The sequence below is a fragment of the Micromonospora sp. II genome (assembly GCF_001709195.1).
Lineage (GTDB): Bacteria > Actinomycetota > Actinomycetes > Mycobacteriales > Micromonosporaceae > Micromonospora > Micromonospora chalcea.
On record NZ_LYXF01000024.1, the window covers coordinates 474,752 to 491,036 of the forward strand.

11 protein-coding genes are annotated in these 16,285 nt (G+C 70.7%); 10 read left to right on the plus strand and 1 reads right to left on the minus strand.

Annotation, left to right across the window (positions count from 1 at the left end; genetic code table 11):
• Positions 1-13: 13 nt before the first annotated feature.
• Together mmsA and mmsB are read left to right on the plus strand one after the other, a co-directional pair.
• Positions 14-1,552, plus strand: a complete 1,539-nt coding sequence (mmsA, locus tag A8711_RS13865; protein ID WP_069088439.1) for a multiple monosaccharide ABC transporter ATP-binding protein — start codon at positions 14-16, stop codon at positions 1,550-1,552.
• Positions 1,549-2,796, plus strand: coding sequence for a multiple monosaccharide ABC transporter permease (gene mmsB / locus A8711_RS13870; RefSeq protein WP_064445618.1), 1,248 nt, complete (start codon positions 1,549-1,551; stop codon positions 2,794-2,796). The genes mmsA and mmsB overlap by 4 nt, the downstream gene beginning before the upstream one ends.
• A gap of 59 nt (positions 2,797-2,855) precedes the next feature.
• Here mmsB and A8711_RS13875 read toward each other — a convergent pair whose 3' ends face one another.
• Positions 2,856-4,511 carry a glycoside hydrolase family 27 protein gene (locus A8711_RS13875; protein WP_064445619.1) on the minus strand — a complete coding sequence of 552 codons (1,656 nt, stop codon included), beginning with the start codon at positions 4,509-4,511 and terminating at the stop codon, positions 2,856-2,858.
• Positions 4,512-5,154: 643 nt separating this feature from the next.
• Here A8711_RS13875 and araB point away from each other — a divergent pair.
• The 8 genes from araB (at position 5,155) to A8711_RS13915 (ending at position 16,111) form a co-directional block, all read left to right on the plus strand.
• Positions 5,155-6,828: a ribulokinase gene (araB, locus tag A8711_RS13880; RefSeq protein WP_043323306.1), complete on the plus strand. Its 1,674-nt coding sequence runs from the start codon at positions 5,155-5,157 to the stop codon at positions 6,826-6,828.
• Positions 6,825-7,496 carry an L-ribulose-5-phosphate 4-epimerase gene (locus A8711_RS13885; protein ID WP_069088440.1) on the plus strand — a complete coding sequence of 224 codons (672 nt, stop codon included), beginning with the start codon at positions 6,825-6,827 and terminating at the stop codon, positions 7,494-7,496. Before araB ends, A8711_RS13885 begins: the two co-directional genes overlap by 4 nt.
• A gap of 96 nt (positions 7,497-7,592) precedes the next feature.
• Complete coding sequence (locus A8711_RS13890) at positions 7,593-8,588, plus strand: ABC transporter substrate-binding protein (RefSeq protein ID WP_043323310.1); 996 nt, start codon at positions 7,593-7,595, stop codon at positions 8,586-8,588.
• Between the two features lie 70 nt (positions 8,589-8,658).
• Positions 8,659-10,200 (plus strand): sugar ABC transporter ATP-binding protein, encoded by a 1,542-nt coding sequence (locus tag A8711_RS13895; protein WP_043323312.1) that lies wholly within the window; start codon positions 8,659-8,661, stop codon positions 10,198-10,200.
• Positions 10,197-11,267, plus strand: a complete 1,071-nt coding sequence (locus A8711_RS13900) for an ABC transporter permease (protein WP_043323315.1) — start codon at positions 10,197-10,199, stop codon at positions 11,265-11,267. The genes A8711_RS13895 and A8711_RS13900 overlap by 4 nt, the downstream gene beginning before the upstream one ends.
• The gene (yjfF, locus tag A8711_RS13905) at positions 11,264-12,256 is read left to right on the plus strand and encodes a galactofuranose ABC transporter, permease protein YjfF (RefSeq protein ID WP_043323316.1); all 993 of its coding nucleotides are present in this window, start codon (positions 11,264-11,266) and stop codon (positions 12,254-12,256) included. The genes A8711_RS13900 and yjfF overlap by 4 nt, the downstream gene beginning before the upstream one ends.
• A 26-nt stretch (positions 12,257-12,282) precedes the next feature.
• Positions 12,283-13,785: an L-arabinose isomerase gene (gene araA / locus A8711_RS13910; protein WP_064445621.1), complete on the plus strand. Its 1,503-nt coding sequence runs from the start codon at positions 12,283-12,285 to the stop codon at positions 13,783-13,785.
• A gap of 247 nt (positions 13,786-14,032) precedes the next feature.
• Complete coding sequence (locus tag A8711_RS13915; RefSeq protein WP_231915421.1) at positions 14,033-16,111, plus strand: RICIN domain-containing protein; 2,079 nt, start codon at positions 14,033-14,035, stop codon at positions 16,109-16,111.
• Positions 16,112-16,285: the final 174 nt, after the last annotated feature.

The window sequence follows — 16,285 nt, forward strand, 5'->3', positions numbered from 1 at the left end:
AGGACGGATACCCATGAGCGACCACATCCTCGAGATGCGTGGCATCACGAAGACCTTCCCCGGGGTCACCGCGCTGCAGGACGTCTCGCTCGCCGTACGGCGCGGCGAGATCCACGCGATCTGCGGCGAGAACGGCGCCGGCAAGTCCACCCTGATGAAGGTGCTGTCCGGGGTCTACCCGGCGGGCAGCTACGACGGCCAGATCGTCTTGGACGGCGAGCAGGTCGGCTTCCGGGGCATCCAGGACAGCGAAGCGCGCGGCATCGTCATCATCCACCAGGAACTCGCGTTGGTGCCGTACCTGTCGATCGCCGAGAACATCTTCCTCGGTAACGAGCGCCGGGGCCGCAGCGGGCTCATCGACTGGCACCGCACCAACGCCGAGGCCGCGGCGCTGCTGCGGTCGGTCGGGCTGCACGAGAACCCGGTCACCCCGGTCATCCAGCTGGGCGTCGGCAAGCAGCAGCTGGTGGAGATCGCCAAGGCGCTGTCCAAGAAGGTGCGGCTGCTGATCCTCGACGAGCCCACAGCGGCGCTCAACGACGTCGACTCGGCGCACCTGCTCGACCTGATGCGCAGCCTCCGCGACCAGGGCATCACCTGCATCATGATCTCGCACAAGCTGGGTGAGATCACGGCGATCGCCGACTCGACCACCGTCATCCGCGACGGCCGTACCGTCGAGACGCTCGACATGGCCGACGGCGCTGCGACCCAGGACCGGATCATCCGCGGCATGGTCGGGCGCGACCTGGCCACCTTCTACCCGACCCGCGACGTCACCCCCGGCGAGGAGGTGCTGCGGATCGAGGACTGGACGGTGCGGCACCCGACACAGGACCGCCTGGTGGTCGACCGGGCCTCGCTGCACGTGCGCGCCGGTGAGGTCGTCGGCATCRCCGGCCTGATGGGCGCCGGGCGCACCGAGCTGGCCATGAGCGTGTTCGGCCGCGCCTACGGCCGCGACATCAGCGGCCGCCTGTACGTCAAGGGCCGCGAGGTACGGGCGCGCACGGTGGCCGAGGCGATCGCCAACGGCATCGCGTACGCCACCGAGGACCGCAAGCACTACGGCCTCAACCTCATCGACGACGTCCGGGGCAACATCTCGGCCGCCGCGCTCGACAAGCTCGCCCGCAACGGCTGGATCGACGGCAACCGGGAGATCCAGGTCGCCGAGCGGGGACGGCGCGACATGAACATCAAGGCCCCGACCGTGATGTCGGTGGTGGGCAAGCTCTCCGGCGGCAACCAGCAGAAGGTCGTGCTGGCGAAGTGGCTGTTCACCGACCCGGACGTGCTGATCCTCGACGAGCCGACCCGGGGCATCGACGTCGGCGCGAAGTTCGAGATCTACACGATCGTCAACCGGCTGGTGGCCGAGGGCAAGGCGGTGGTCCTCATCTCCTCCGAACTGCCCGAGCTGCTCGGCATGTGCGACCGCGTCTACACCCTCGCGGCCGGCCGGATCACCGGGGAGATGCCGGTGCGCGAGGCCACCCAGGAGAACCTGATGGAACTCATGACCAAGGACAGGGATCTCGTCCGATGACCAGCACGAAGCCCACGCCCCAGAAGGTCGCCGCGCCCGACACCGGCGCGGCCGCGAGCCTGCACACCGGCACCAGCGACCCGCGCACGCTGATCCTCGGCAACCTGCGGCAGAGCGGCATCTACATCGCCCTGGTGGTGATCGTCGCGCTGTTCGCGGTGCTCACCGACGGTGTCTCGCTCAGCCCCGGCAACCTGACCAACATCGTGCTCCAGTACTCCTACATCCTGGTGCTCGCGATCGGCATGGTCATCGTGATCATCGGCGGCCACATCGACCTGTCCGTGGGATCGGTGGTGGCGCTCACCGGAGCGGTCTCCGCGGTGCTCGTCATCCGGGAGGGCATGCCCTGGTGGGCCGGCGTGCTGGCCGCGCTCGCGGTGGGCGTCGCGGTCGGCGCGTGGCACGGGCTCTGGGTCGCGTACGCCGGGATCCCGGCCTTCATCGTCACCCTGGCCGGCATGCTCCTGTTCCGCGGCCTCACGCTGCGGGTGCTGGACAACATCTCGCTGTCGCCGTTCCCCGAGGAGTACCAGCGGGTCGCCGCCGGCTTCCTCAACGGACTGCTGGGCGGCGAGGGCTACGACGCCTTCACGCTGTTCATCGGCGCGTTCGCCGTCGTCGGGTACGCGGTGGCCGTGTTCCGGACCCGGATCGCCCGGGTGCGCCACGAGCAGCCGGTGGAGTCGTTCCCGCTGTTCGTCCTGCGGATCGTGGTGGTCGGCGCCGTGGTCATGTGGTTCGCCTGGCAGCTCGCCAACGCCCGCGGCCTGCCGATCGTGCTCATCGTGCTGGCCGTGCTGGTGCTGATCTACGGCCTGCTCACCCGCCGTACCGTGTTCGGCCGGCAGGTGTACGCGATCGGCGGCAACCTGCCCGCGGCGATGCTGTCCGGCGTCCGGGTGAAGCGGGTCAACTTCTGGATCTTCGTCAACATGGGCTTCCTGTCCGCCGTGGCGGGCGTGATCTACTCGTCCCGGTCCAACGGCGCCCAGCCGGCCGCCGGCAACATGTTCGAGCTGGACGCGATCGCGGCGGCCTTCATCGGCGGCGCGGCGGTCACCGGCGGGGTCGGCACCGTGGTCGGCGCCATGGTGGGTGGCCTGATCATGGCGGTGATGAGCAACGGGATGCAGCTCATGGGCGTCGACCAGTCCGTCCAGTCGGTGGTGAAGGGTCTCGTCCTGCTCGTGGCGGTGGCGTTCGACATCTGGAACAAGCGCCGGGCGGCCGGCGCCCGGTGACGGCCGGCCGGACGCTCGCCCCTTCGTCCGGCCGACCGCCGTTCACCGGCCGCAGCCGCTCACGCCCGGCTCCACCGTTGGTTGGTGTTGCCGTGGCAGGTCCAGACGATCACCCGGGTGCCGTTGGCGGTGCCCGCGTTGTCGACGTCCAGGCACAGCGACGGGAAGCGTCCGTTGCTCACCGTGCCGTTGCCGTTGATGGTCCACTGCTGGTTGGTCCCGCCGTTGCAGTCCCAGATCTGCACCCGGGTGCCGGCGGTCGCGTTCGTCGGCACGTCCAGGCACTTGCCGAGCACCTGCAACGCCTGCCCGTTGGCCGTGAACTGCTGGTTGGCGTTGTTGTGGCAGTCCCAGATCAGCGTGCCGGTGCCGTTGGCGGTGCCGGCGTTGTCGACGTCCAGGCACCGGCCGGACGACTCGCTGCGCAGCCGGAACGTGGTCGGGACCGGTGGCGGGGTCGTGGTGCCGCCGCCGCTGACCCGGTAGACCACGGTGCCGTGGGCCGGGACGCTGGCGGAGATCGTGCCGCTGGTGCTGGAGGTGGCGTCGGTCCAGGCGTCGCGCAGCGTGAACGAGCTGCCGCTCTTGCCGATCGCCGCCGCCGTGGTGGAGACGGTGGTGGTCGAGCTGCCCTGGTTGAACAGGGCGACCGCCACGTCGCCGTTCGCCAGCGGCTTGGCCAGCACCCGCCGGGTGCCGTCGAAGGACACCTGGACCGCCTGACGGCCGAGCGTGTCCTGGTTGATCGCGACCAGGTTGGCGTTGCGCAGGATCGCCAGTGTGGCCGCGTTCGCCGAGCGGACGTCGTTGCCCATCATCAGCGGCGCCGCCAGCATCGACCAGAGCGCGAAGTGGCTGCGCATCTCGGTGTCGTTCATGCCCCCTCGGCCGACCTCCAGCATGTCCGGGTCGTTGAAACCGCCGGGGGCGGCGTACCCGGCCAGGGGCACCGTGACGTCGACGATGTTCTGGATGCCCATCGGGTAGCCGTTGGTCTGGCCGGTGTTCCACGCGTTGGTGATGTCCTCGGTGGTCCGCCAGAGGTTCGCCACGTCGCTCCAGTTGCGCTGCGGCCCGGTCTTGGCGTGGTAGCTGTTGGGGTTGATGCTGTAGACGATCGGCCGGCCGGTGGAGGCCAGCGCGTCGCGCATGATGCCGAACCGCGCCACCTGGTCGTTTATCGTCCCGGTGCCGGAGCACCAGTCGTACTTGAGGTAGTCCACGCCCCACGCGGCGAACTGCCGCGCGTCCTGGTACTCGTGGTTGAGGCTGCCGGTGGCGCCGGGGAACGCGCCGCCGACCTGGGCGCAGGTCTTGTCCAGCGGCACCTGGTAGATGCCGAACAGCAGGCCACGGGCGTGCAGGTAGTCACCGAGCGCCTTCATCCCGCTGGGAAACCGCTGCGGGTGCGCCTGGAGGTTGCCCTGCGCGTCCCGGTTCGGGTTGAACCAGCAGTCGTCCACGACGACGTACTTGTACCCGAGGTCGCGCAGTCCGTTGGCGACGATCGCGTCGGCGGTCTGCTGGATGAGGGTCTCGTTGATGTTGCAGCCGAACGTGTTCCAGGTGTTCCACCCCATCGGCGGCGTACGGGCGACGCCGTTGTCCAGCGCCCGGGCCGGGCGTGGGGCGACTGCCCCGTCGGTGACGGTGGCTGCGAGCGCCACCGCCGCGACACCCAGGACGGCGAGCGTCCGTCGGGTCCATCTGCGCACTGGGTCCTCCTCGGTGGCCGGGCGCCGTCCGTGCCGGTACCCGGAAGGGAGCGGCCCGCCGGTTGCACGGCGTCGCCCGTGGTCCACGGGGACGGACGCGGCACGGCAGTTCCACCAGGGCCGGTCGGTGCCGGCGGGCGCTCGTGGGTGGTGGGGTTCCGGCGGTCGACGGGGTCGCCGTCCGTCGCCGCCCGGCTGCGGCGCCGGGGTTTCCCGGACAGCGGCGCCACAGTGTGTGGGGATGGCGAAATGTTATCGCTGACATCAAACACTGTAAATAGCCTGGCGACCCTCGGGCGGCTTGCGGCGGCCTGCTGCCGAGGGTGCCGCGGCGAGAAAAAGAGCCGCTGAGCGGCCTTCTGGGCGGCCCCGCGGCGGCATCTGGGCCCTCGGGCCGGGGGAGTCGGGAGCGCCGAGAGAATTTCCGGAAGTTCCATCGATTGTTGTCGCTAACAGGCCGTCTGCCCGAGGTTCGACCGCGCCGTCGGCGTGGATCTCCCGGCCGGCGGCCGGGCCGGTCCGCGCGGGGCGGAGGCCGCCGGTTCCGGGCGCCGCCGCTCGTTACGTAGCTGTTGCCCGGACGTGTCTTGACGGATGTGTATGTGAGCGCTAACACTAACTCCGTGACACGGCGGAGGTGCAAATGAGCGAAGTGGACGCGACCGACCGGTACGTGATCGGGGTCGACTTCGGCACGTTGTCCGGCCGGGCGCTGGTGGTCCGGGTCCGCGACGGCGCTGAACTCGGCACCGCGGTGCACGACTACCGGCACGGGGTCATCGAGACCGCGCTGCCCGACGACGGCCCGGCGTTGCCGCCGGACTGGGCGCTGCAGGACCCCGACGACTACCGCGACGTGCTGCGCCACGCCGTACCGGCAGCGCTCTCGGCGGCCGGCGTGGACCCGGCACTGGTGGTCGGGATCGGCATCGACTTCACCGCCTGCACGGTCCTGCCGACGCTCGCCGACGGCACGCCGCTGTGCGAGATCCCGGAGCTGCGCCACCGGCCGCACGCCTGGGTCAAGCTCTGGAAGCACCACGCCGCGCAGCCGCACGCCGACCGGATCAACGCGCTGGCGCACGAACGCGGCGAACCGTGGATCGGCCGCTACGGCGGCAAGATCTCCGCGGAGTGGCAGTTCGCCAAGGGGCTGCAGATCCTGGACGAGGACCCGGAGATCTACCGGCGCGCTGAGCGCTTCATCGAGGCGGCCGACTGGATCGTCTGGCAGCTGTGCGGCGTCGAGACGCGCAACGTCTGCACCGCCGGCTACAAGGGCATCCGGCAGGACGGCCGCTACCCGTCCCCGGACTACCTGGCCGCGCTCGACCCGGACTTCACCGACTTCGTCACCAAGCTGGACGGTCCGCTGCTGCCGCTGGGCGCGCGGGCCGGCGCGCTCGACGCCCGCGCCGCCGCCTGGACCGGCCTGCCCGAGGGCATCGCGGTCGCGGTCGGCAACGTCGACGCGCACGTCACCGCCGCCGCCGCCCAGGCGCTGCGGCCCGGCCGGCTGGTGGCCATCATGGGCACCTCCACCTGCCACGTGCTCAACGGCACCCACCCGGCCGAGGTGCCGGGCATGTGCGGCGTGGTCGACGGCGGCATCAGCCCCGGCGCCTGGGGCTTCGAGGCCGGGCAGAGCGGCGTGGGGGACATCTTCGGCTGGTTCGTGCGCCACGGCGCCCCGGCCGGATTCGACTCGCACGAGCGGCTCACCGAGGCCGCCGCGGCCCAGCCGGTCGGCGCGCACGGCCTGGTGGCGCTGGACTGGTGGAACGGCAACCGGTCGCTGCTGGTCAACCACGACCTGAGCGGGCTGATCGTCGGGCTGACGCTGGCCACCCGGCCGCCGGACGTCTACCGGGCGCTGCTGGAGGCCACCGCGTACGGCACCCGGATGATCGTCGAGGCGTTCGCGCAGGCCGGAGTGCCGGTCGACGACCTGGTGGTGGCCGGCGGGCTCACCTCCAACCGGCTGCTGATGCAGATCTACGCCGACGTCACGAACCGGCCGCTGAGCATCATCGGCTCCGCCCAGGGGCCGGCGCTCGGCTCGGCCATCCACGCCGCGGTCGCGGCCGGCGAGTACCAGTCGATCCACGAGGCGTCCGCCGCGATGGGACGGATCGAGGAGGCGGTCTACCGGCCCGTACCGGAGAACGTCCGGGCGTACGACGCGCTCTACGCCGAGTACCGCGCGCTGCACGACCACTTCGGCCGCGGCGCGAACGACGTCATGCTGCGCCTGCGGGCGATCCGCAACGCGGCGGTCGACGCCCGCGCCGCCGCGCCCTTGGAGGTGGTCGGATGAACAGCCAGGTCGCCGAACTGCGCGAGACGGTGGCCCGCCTGCACCGTGAGCTGACCCGCTACGGGCTGGTGGCCTGGACCGCCGGCAACGTCTCGGCCCGCGTACCCGGTCAGGACCTGATGGTCATCAAGCCCAGCGGCGTCGACTACGACGACCTGACCGCCGAGTCCATGGTGGTCTGCGACCTGAGCGGCACTGTCGTCGACGGCGGCGGCTCGCCGTCCAGCGACACCGCCGCGCACGCCTACGTCTACCGCGCGATGCCCGAGGTCGGCGGCGTGGTGCACACCCACAGCGGCTACGCCACCGCCTGGGCGGCCCGGGGCGAGGCGATCCCGTGCTGGCTGACCGCGCAGGCCGACGAGTTCGGCGGGGAGATCCCGGTCGGGCCGTTCGCGCTGATCGGCGGCGACGACATCGGCAAGGGGATCGTCAGCACGCTGTCCGGGCACCGCTCGCCCGCGGTGCTCATGCGCAACCACGGCGTGTTCACCATCGGCCGGGACGCCCGGGCGGCGGTCAAGGCCGCCGTGATGTGCGAGGACGTCGCCCGCACCGCGCACCTGGCCCGAGCGCTCGGGCAGCCGCTGCCGATCGCGCCGGCCGACATCGACTCGCTCTACGACCGTTACCAGAACGTCTACGGCCAACGCCCGTCGGCGCCCTGACCCCGGACCGGGCGCCGCGCACCCACCCCACCACCACACCCGGACGCACCGGCTCCCCGCCGCGCGTCCGGAACATCCAACCCCGGAGGAGAACCGATGAGTACCAGGAGCACGGCCCGCAGGGTCATCGCCGCGCTCGCCGGCGTGCTGCTCGCCGGCAGCATGGCGGCCTGCGGCAACAGCGACACCGGTGGCGATTCCGGTGACGGCAACGACAAGATCGTCCTGGGTTTCTCCCAGGTGGGCGCCGAGAGCGGCTGGCGCACCGCGAACACCACCTCGATCAAGGAAGCGGCCGCCGAGGCCGGCATCGAGCTGAAGTTCGACGACGCGCAGCAGAAGCAGGAGAACCAGATCAAGGCGATCCGCAACTTCATCCAGCAGAAGGTCGACGTGATCGCCTTCTCGCCGGTGGTGGAGTCGGGCTGGGACACCGTGCTCAAGGAGGCCAAGGACGCGAAGATCCCGGTCATCCTGACCGACCGCGCGGTCGACTCGGCCGACAAGTCGCTCTACAAGACGTTCCTCGGCTCGGACTTCGTCAAGGAGGGCCGCCTCGCCGGCGAGTGGCTGGTGGAGCAGAAGAAGGCGGCGTCCGGCCCGGTCAACATCGTCGAGCTGCAGGGCACCACCGGCTCGGCCCCGGCCAACGACCGCAAGAAGGGCTTCGCCGAGGCGATCGCCGCCAACCCCAACCTGAAGATCGTCGCGTCGCAGTCGGGTGACTTCACCCGGGCCGGCGGCAAGCAGGTCATGGAGCAGTTCCTCAAGGCCAACCCGAAGATCGACGTGCTCTTCGCGCACAACGACGACATGGGCCTGGGCGCGCTCGAGGCGATCAGCGCGGCGGGCAAGACGCCCGGCAAGGACATCACCATCATCACCGTCGACGCGGTGAAGGACGGCATGCAGGCCCTCGCGGACGGCAAGTTCAACTTCATCGCCGAGTGCAGCCCGCTGCTCGGCCCGCAGCTGATGGAGCTGGTCAAGAAGGTCAAGGCCGGCGAGGAGGTCCCTGCCCGGATCGAGACCGAGGAGACCACCTTCACCCAGGAGCAGGCCAAGGAGGCACTGCCCAACCGCAAGTACTGACCCACCCCGGGGGTCGCCGTCGCGAGACGGCGGCCCCCGTGCCACCACCGTCTAGAAGAGGTCCGATGGGATGACGGGTAACCGTCCGGTCCTGACCATGACCGGCATCAGCAAGACCTTCCCCGGGGTCCGCGCGCTGCACGACGTCGACTTTCGGTTGTTCCCGGGCGAGGTCCACGCCCTGATGGGTGAGAACGGCGCCGGCAAGTCCACCCTGATCAAGGTGCTGACCGGCGTCTACGGGACCGATGCGGGAGTCATCACCCTCGACGGCGAGCAGGTCTCGTTCAGCGGGCCGATGCAGGCCGCCGCGGCCGGCGTCAGCACCGTCTACCAGGAGGTCAACCTCTGCACCAACCTGTCGGTGGCGGAGAACGTCTTCATCGGCCGCGAGCCGCGCCGGCTCGGCGCGGTGCGCTGGGGCGAGATGCGCCGGCGGGCGCGCGACCTGCTGGCCCGGCTCGACCTCGACCTCGACGTCTCCGCGCCGCTGGGCACGTACTCGCTCGCGGTGCAGCAGATGGTCGCCATCGCCCGGGCGATCGACGTGCAGGCCCGGGTGCTGATCCTGGACGAGCCGACGTCCAGCCTGGACGCCGGCGAGGTGGCGCAGCTGTTCCGGATCATGCGCCAGCTCCGTGACGAGGGCATCGCGATCCTGTTCGTCACGCACTTCCTCGACCAGGTCTACGGCATCGCGGACCGCATCACGGTGTTGCGCAACGGCACGCTGGTGGGGGAGTACCGCACCGAGGAGCTGCCGCAGTTCAGCCTGGTCGAGAAGATGATCGGGCAGGAGCTGGACGTGCTGGAGCGGCTCGACGAGCAGCAGAAACGCGCCACCGTCGACACCGCTGACGAGGCCCCGCTGGTGGACGCCGACGGGCTGGGCCGGCGTGGCGCGGTCGCCCCGTTCAGCCTGCGCATCCACGCCGGTGAGGTGGTCGGCCTGGCCGGACTGCTCGGCTCCGGCCGTACCGAGGTGGCGCGGCTGATCTTCGGCGCGGACCGGGCCGACCACGGCCAGGTCCGGCTCGACGGCGGCCGGGCGCCGGTGCGCAACCCGATCCAGGCCATCGGCCAGGGCGTCGGCTTCTGCTCGGAGAACCGGCGGGCCGAGGGCATCGTCCCGGAGCTGACGGTCCGGGAGAACATGATCCTGGCGATGCAGGCCGCGCGCGGCTGGCTGCGTCCGATCCCGCGCCGCCGCCAGGACGAGCTGGTCCGCAGGTACGTCGAGGCGCTGAGCATCCGCCCGGCCAACCCGGAACTGCCGGTGCGCAACCTGTCCGGCGGCAACCAGCAGAAGGTGCTGCTGGCCCGCTGGCTCATCACCGAGCCGCGCCTGCTCATCCTGGACGAGCCGACCCGCGGCATCGACGTCGGCGCGAAGGCCGAGATCCAGAAGCTGGTGGTGCAGCTCTCCGACGGCGGCATGGCGGTGCTGTTCATCTCCGCCGAGCTGGAGGAGGTGCTGCGCCTGAGCCACCGGGTCGCGGTCATGCGCGACCGCGAGATGGTCGCCCAGCTCGACAACGACGACACGCTCGACGCCGACCGCGTCATGCGCACCATCGCCAGCGGCACCACGCGGAAGGAGGTGACCCGATGACCGCCGTCGCCGCCCGCCTCCGCCCGCTCACCGGCCACCGCCTGTTCTGGCCGGCGCTGGTGCTCGTGGTGATGCTCGCCGCGAACACCGTCTACCGTCCCGGCTTCCTCGCCGTCGAGGTCAAGAACGGCCACCTGTACGGCACGCCCATCGACATCCTGCGGCTGAGCGCGCCGCTGATCCTGGTCGCGCTCGGGATGACGCTCGTCATCGCCACCGGCGGCATCGACCTGTCCGTCGGGTCGCTCTGCGCCATCAGCGGCGCGATCGCCTGCCTGCACATCAGCGGGGCGGCCGACCAGAACAGCCCGGCCACGGTGGCCACCGCGCTGGCGCTGGCCTTCGGCGCCGCGCTGGTGCTCGGCGCGTGGAACGGCGTGCTCGTGGCGGTCATCGGCATCCAGCCGATCATCGCCACGCTGATCCTCATGGTGGCCGGCCGGGGCATCGCCCAGCTGGTCACCGAGGGGCAGATCATCACGATCAACTCCGGGCCGTACCGGGCGATCGGGCTCGGGCACTTCCTGACGCTGCCGCTGGCCATCCTGATCGCGCTCGCCGCCGCGCTGCTGGTGGCCGCGTTCACCCGGCGTACCGCGCTCGGCCTGATCGTCGAGTCGGTCGGCGGTAACGCCGAGGCCAGCCGGCTGGCCGGCATCCGGTCGCGGCGCATCGTCTTCCTCGTCTACGTGATCAGCGCCGCCTGCGCCGCGCTCGCCGGCTTCATGGTCACCGCGAACGTGTCCAGCGCCGACGGCAACGCCGCCGGCCTGTGGATCGAGCTCGACGCGATCCTGGCGGTCGTGATCGGCGGCACGTCGCTCGCCGGGGGCCGGTTCTCCCTCGGCGGCACCGTCCTCGGCGCGCTGATCATCCAGACCCTGACCACCACCGTGTACGCCATGAACATCTCGCCGCAGACGTCGCTGCTGTTCAAGGCGGTCGTCGTCATCGCCGTCTGCCTCGTGCAGGCCCCGGCGTTCCGCGCCCGGCTGCGCCGGCGGCGGCGCGGGACCGAGCCCGGGCCGGCGGCGCCGCAGCGGGAGAAGGAGCAGGTGCCGGCATGAGCAGCACGTCGTTGACCACCGGCCGCTCCTGGCGGCCCAGCCTGCCCCGGCGGCACGTCCCGGTGCTGGCGACGCTCGCCCTGCTGCTCGTCATGTACGGCATCGGCGTGTCCCAGTACCGCGCGTTCTCCAACATCCAGGTCGTCTTCAACGTCTTCATCGACAACGGCTTCCTGCTCGTGGTCGCGGTCGGCATGACGTTCGTGATCCTCACCGGCGGCATCGACCTGTCCGTCGGCTCGGTGGTCGCGATGACCGCGATGGTGTCGGCGTCGCTGCTGCGCGACGGCCTGCCCGCGGCGCTGGTGCTGGTCATCGCGCTGCTGATCGGCCCGACGCTGGGCTTCCTGATGGGCTGCGCGATCCACTTCTTCGAGATCCAGCCGTTCATCGTCACACTCGCCGGGATGTTCTTCGCCCGCGGCATGTGCACGTTCATCAGCGACTCCTCGATCTCCATCACCGACGGCTTCTGGACGTCGATGTCGCAGCAGCGCATCGGCGACCCGGCCGGCAACTTCGTCTCGATCAGTGTGCTCATCGCGTTCGCGGTGGTGCTGATCGCGGCGTACGTGCTGGCGTACACCCGGTTCGGCCGCAACGTGTACGCGGTCGGCGGCAACGCGCAGTCGGCGCTGCTGATGGGCCTGCCGGTGGCGCGGACCCGGATCGCCGTCTACACGATCAGCGGGCTCTGCTCGGCCATCGGCGGCATCCTGCTGTCGTTCTACACGCTCTCCGGCGCGCCGCTGATCGCCGTCGGGATGGAGCTGGACGTGATCGCGGCTGTGGTGATCGGCGGCACCGTGCTCACCGGCGGTTCCGGGTACGTCTTCGGCACCGTGCTCGGCGTGCTGGTGCTCGGCGTGATCCAGACCCTGATCACGTTCGACGGCAGCCTCAACTCCTGGTGGACCAAGATCGTGATCGGCGGGCTGCTCTTCGCGTTCATCCTCCTCCAGCGCCTCATCGGCATCCGGTTCAAGTGACGGTTCCTAGCGCGGAAGGCAACAACATGGCAACTCACCCCCAGCCCGAGGTCTGGTTCCTCACCGGCAGCCAGGGCCTCTACGGCGAGGACACCCTGCGGCAGGTCGCCGAGCAGTCCCGGCAGATCGCCGCGCGCCTGGACTCCTCGCCGGACATCCCCGTCCGCGTGGTCTGGAAGCCGGTCCTCACCTCCAGCGCGGACATCCTGGCGGTGTGCCGGGACGCGGCCGTGCAGGGCGCGGTCGGGGTGATCGCCTGGATGCACACGTTCTCCCCGGCCAAGATGTGGATCGCCGGGCTGGACGCGCTACGGACGCCGCTGCTGCACCTGCACACGCAGGCGAACGTGGCGCTGCCGTGGGACGAGATCGACATGGACTTCATGAACCTCAACCAGGCCGCCCACGGCGACCGGGAGTTCGGGTTCGTCCAGACCCGGCTCGGGGTGGCCCGCAAGACCGTCGCGGGCCACGTCACCGACCCGCGCGTCGTCGGCCGGGTCGCGGCCTGGGCCCGGGCCGCCGTCGGCTGGTCGGCGCTGCGGACGCTGCGGCTGGCGCGCTTCGGCGACAACATGCGCGACGTCGCGGTCACCGAGGGGGACAAGGTCGAGGCGGAGCTGCGCTTCGGCGTATCGGTGAACACCTACGGCGTCAACGACCTCGTCGCGGCCGTCGACCAGGTGGCGGACGCGCAGGTGGACGACCTGGTCAAGGAGTACGACGACACCTTCCGGGTGGCGCCGGAGCTGCGGCCCGGCGGGGACCGGCACGACTCGCTGCGGTACGCGGCGCGCCAGGAGCTGGGCCTGCGCGCGTTCCTGGAGGCCGGCGGGTTCCGGGCGTTCACCACGAACTTCGAGGACCTCGGCGGGCTGCGCCAGCTTCCCGGGATCGCGGTGCAGCGCCTGATGGCCGACGGCTACGGCTTCGGCGGCGAGGGCGACTGGAAGACCTCGGTGCTGGTGCACACGCTCAAGGCGATGGCCGTCGGGGTGCCGGGCGGCACCTCGTTCATGGAGGACTACACCTACGACCTGACGTTCGGCCAGGAGCTGATCCTCGGCGCGCACATGCTGGAGGTGTGCCCGAGCATCGCCGCCGACGTGCCGAGCGCGCAGGTGCATCCGCTGAGCATCGGCGGGCGGGAGGACCCGGTGCGCCTGGTCTTCGACGCCGCGCCCGGCCCGGCCGTGGTGCTGGGCATGGCGGACATGGGGGAGCGGTTCCGGCTGGTGGCCAACGCGGTGGACGTGGTGCCGCCGCCGCACCCGCTGCGCCGGCTGCCGGTGGCGCGCGCGGTCTGGCGTCCGCAGCCCGACCTGGCCGGCTCGGCGGAGGCGTGGATCACCGCGGGCGCGCCGCACCACACCGTGCTCTCCCAGGCCGTCGGCGTGGAGGAGCTGCGTGACCTGGCGGCGATGGCGCGGACCGAGCTGGTGGTCATCGACGCGGAGACGCGCCCGCACCGCTTCGCCGACGAGCTGCGCTGGAACCAGGCGTACTACCGGCTCGCCCGGGGCTTCTGAACCCCCTCGCCGCCCGCCGCGCCGACCCCGCGTGGCGGGCGGCGTGTTACGCCTTGACGAACGCCATGTTATCGCTCACAGTCGATGGATAGGGTCACCGGCACCGCTCGCGGGCCGTTCCGGGCGCGATCTGCGCCGCAGTTGCCAGGGATCCGACTCCCGCCTGGGTGGGCATCGCTGTTAGCGATAACGCCGACGTCGTCGGCGCGCGTCGCCGTGCCCGGGCTCCGGTCGACGAAGGAGGATCATGGTGACGGCTCGACTGTCCCGTGGACGTGGACGCCTGTCCCGGCTGCTGGCCGGGGTGGTGGCGCTGCTTGTCGGTGGCGTGGTGGTGGGCGCCGTGCCCGCGCCCGTCTCCGCGGCCACCGTGGACACCAGCGCGTACTACGTGCTGGTGAACCGCAACAGCGGCAAGGCGCTGGACCTGTACAACCAGGCGACGAACGACGGCGCACGGATCACCCAGTGGACGCGCAACGACGGCGCCTGGCAGCAGTGGCAGTTCGTGGACTCCGGCGGTGGCTACTACCGGCTGCGCTCCCGGCACTCGGGCAAGGTGCTGGACGTGACCGGCGCGTCCACCGCCAACGGCGCCGCGGTGGTCCAGTGGACCGACCACGGCGGCACCAACCAGCAGTTCCGGCTGGCCGACTCCGACAGCGGGTACGTCCGGCTGATCAACCGGAACTCGAACAAGGTGATGGAGGTGCAGAACGCCTCCACCGCCGACGGCGGCAACATCGTCCAGTACGACGACTGGAACGGCGCGAACCAGCAGTGGCAGCTGGTGCGGGTCGGCGGCAACCCGGGTGACCCGGGCACGCCGAGCGGCAACTTCACCAACCCGGCGGTCTGGCAGGACTTCGCCGACGTCGACATCATCCGGGTCGGCGACGTCTACTACATGTCCGCCTCCACCATGCACTACTCGCCCGGCGCGCCGGTGCTGCGCTCCTGGGACCTGGTGAACTGGGAGTTCGCCGGGCACTCGGTGCCGCGGCTGGAGTTCGGCACCAAGTACGACCTGAGCGCCAGCGAGCAGGCGTACGTGGACGGCATCTGGGCGTCGACGCTGAACTACCGGCCGAGCAACCGCACGTTCTACTGGGCCGGGTGCATCGATTTCGCGCAGACCCACATCTACACCGCCACCGCCGTGGACGGCGCGTGGAGCCGCCTCGCCACCATCCCCAACTGCTACTACGACGCCGGCATGCTGATCGACGACAACGACACCATGTACGTCGCGTACGGCAACGGCACGATCAGCGTGGCCCAGCTCTCCGCCGACGGGCGCAGCCAGGTGCGGGCGCAGCAGGTCTACCAGACGCCGTCGAGCATCGGCACGCTGGAGGGGGCGCGCTTCTACAAGCGCAACGGCGCGTACTACATCTGGCTGACCCGGCCGGCCAACGGCCAGTACGTGCTGAAGTCCACGAACGGCCCGTTCGGCCCGTACGAGCAGCGGCAGGTGCTGCTGAACCTGCCCGGCCCGATCTCCGGTGGCGGCGTGCCGCACCAGGGCGGGCTGGTGCAGACGCAGACCGGCGCCTGGTACTACATGGCGTTCACCGACGCCTACCCGGGCGGCCGGATGCCGACGCTGGCGCCGATCACCTGGACCTCCGACGGCTGGCCGCAGCTGCAGACCGTCAACGGGGCCTGGGGCGCGAGCTACCCCAACCCGCTGCCGACCCGCCCGGTCAAGCCGCTCACCGGCACCGACACGTTCTCCGGCACCACGCTCGGCCCGCAGTACGAGTGGAACCACAACCCGGACAACAGCAGGTGGTCGGTGAACAACGGCCTGCGCCTGCAGACCGCCACCGTCACCAACGACCTGTACCGGGCCCGCAACACGCTCACCCACCGCATCCAGGGTCCGACCTCGACCGGCACCATCGAGCTGGACTACTCGACCATGCGCGACGGTGACCGGGCCGGCCTGGCGATGCTGCGGGACAGTTCGGCCTGGATCGGCGTACGGCGGGACAACGGCGCGACCCGGGTGGTGATGACAAACGGTCTGACCATGGGCTCGAACTGGAACACCACGAGCACCGGGACGGAGATCGCCGGCGCGGCGGTGTCCGGCGGGCGGATCTGGTTGCGGGCCAACGCCGACATCCGCCCCGGCTCCGGACGGCAGGCGCGGTTCTCCTACAGCACCGACGGGGTGAACTTCGTGTCGCTGGGCAACGCGCTGACGCTCAACAACGCGTGGCAGTTCTTCATGGGCTACCGGTTCGGCTTCTTCAACTACGCCACGCAATCGCTTGGCGGTGCGGTGACGGTGCGGCAGTTCTCGCTGACGACACCGTGACAACGGTCACCATTCGCGGCCGTTGACACATCTTCCATAGCCCGGGGTGCGGCTCCGGCAATCGCCGGAAATGCCGCACCCCGGGCCCAATTCCACCCGCTCCGAGCTGCCTGTTCGTGCCGCTGCGCAACGGAAGGGAATGAGCCGCCTGTCGATTCCGCGATAATCGGCGCG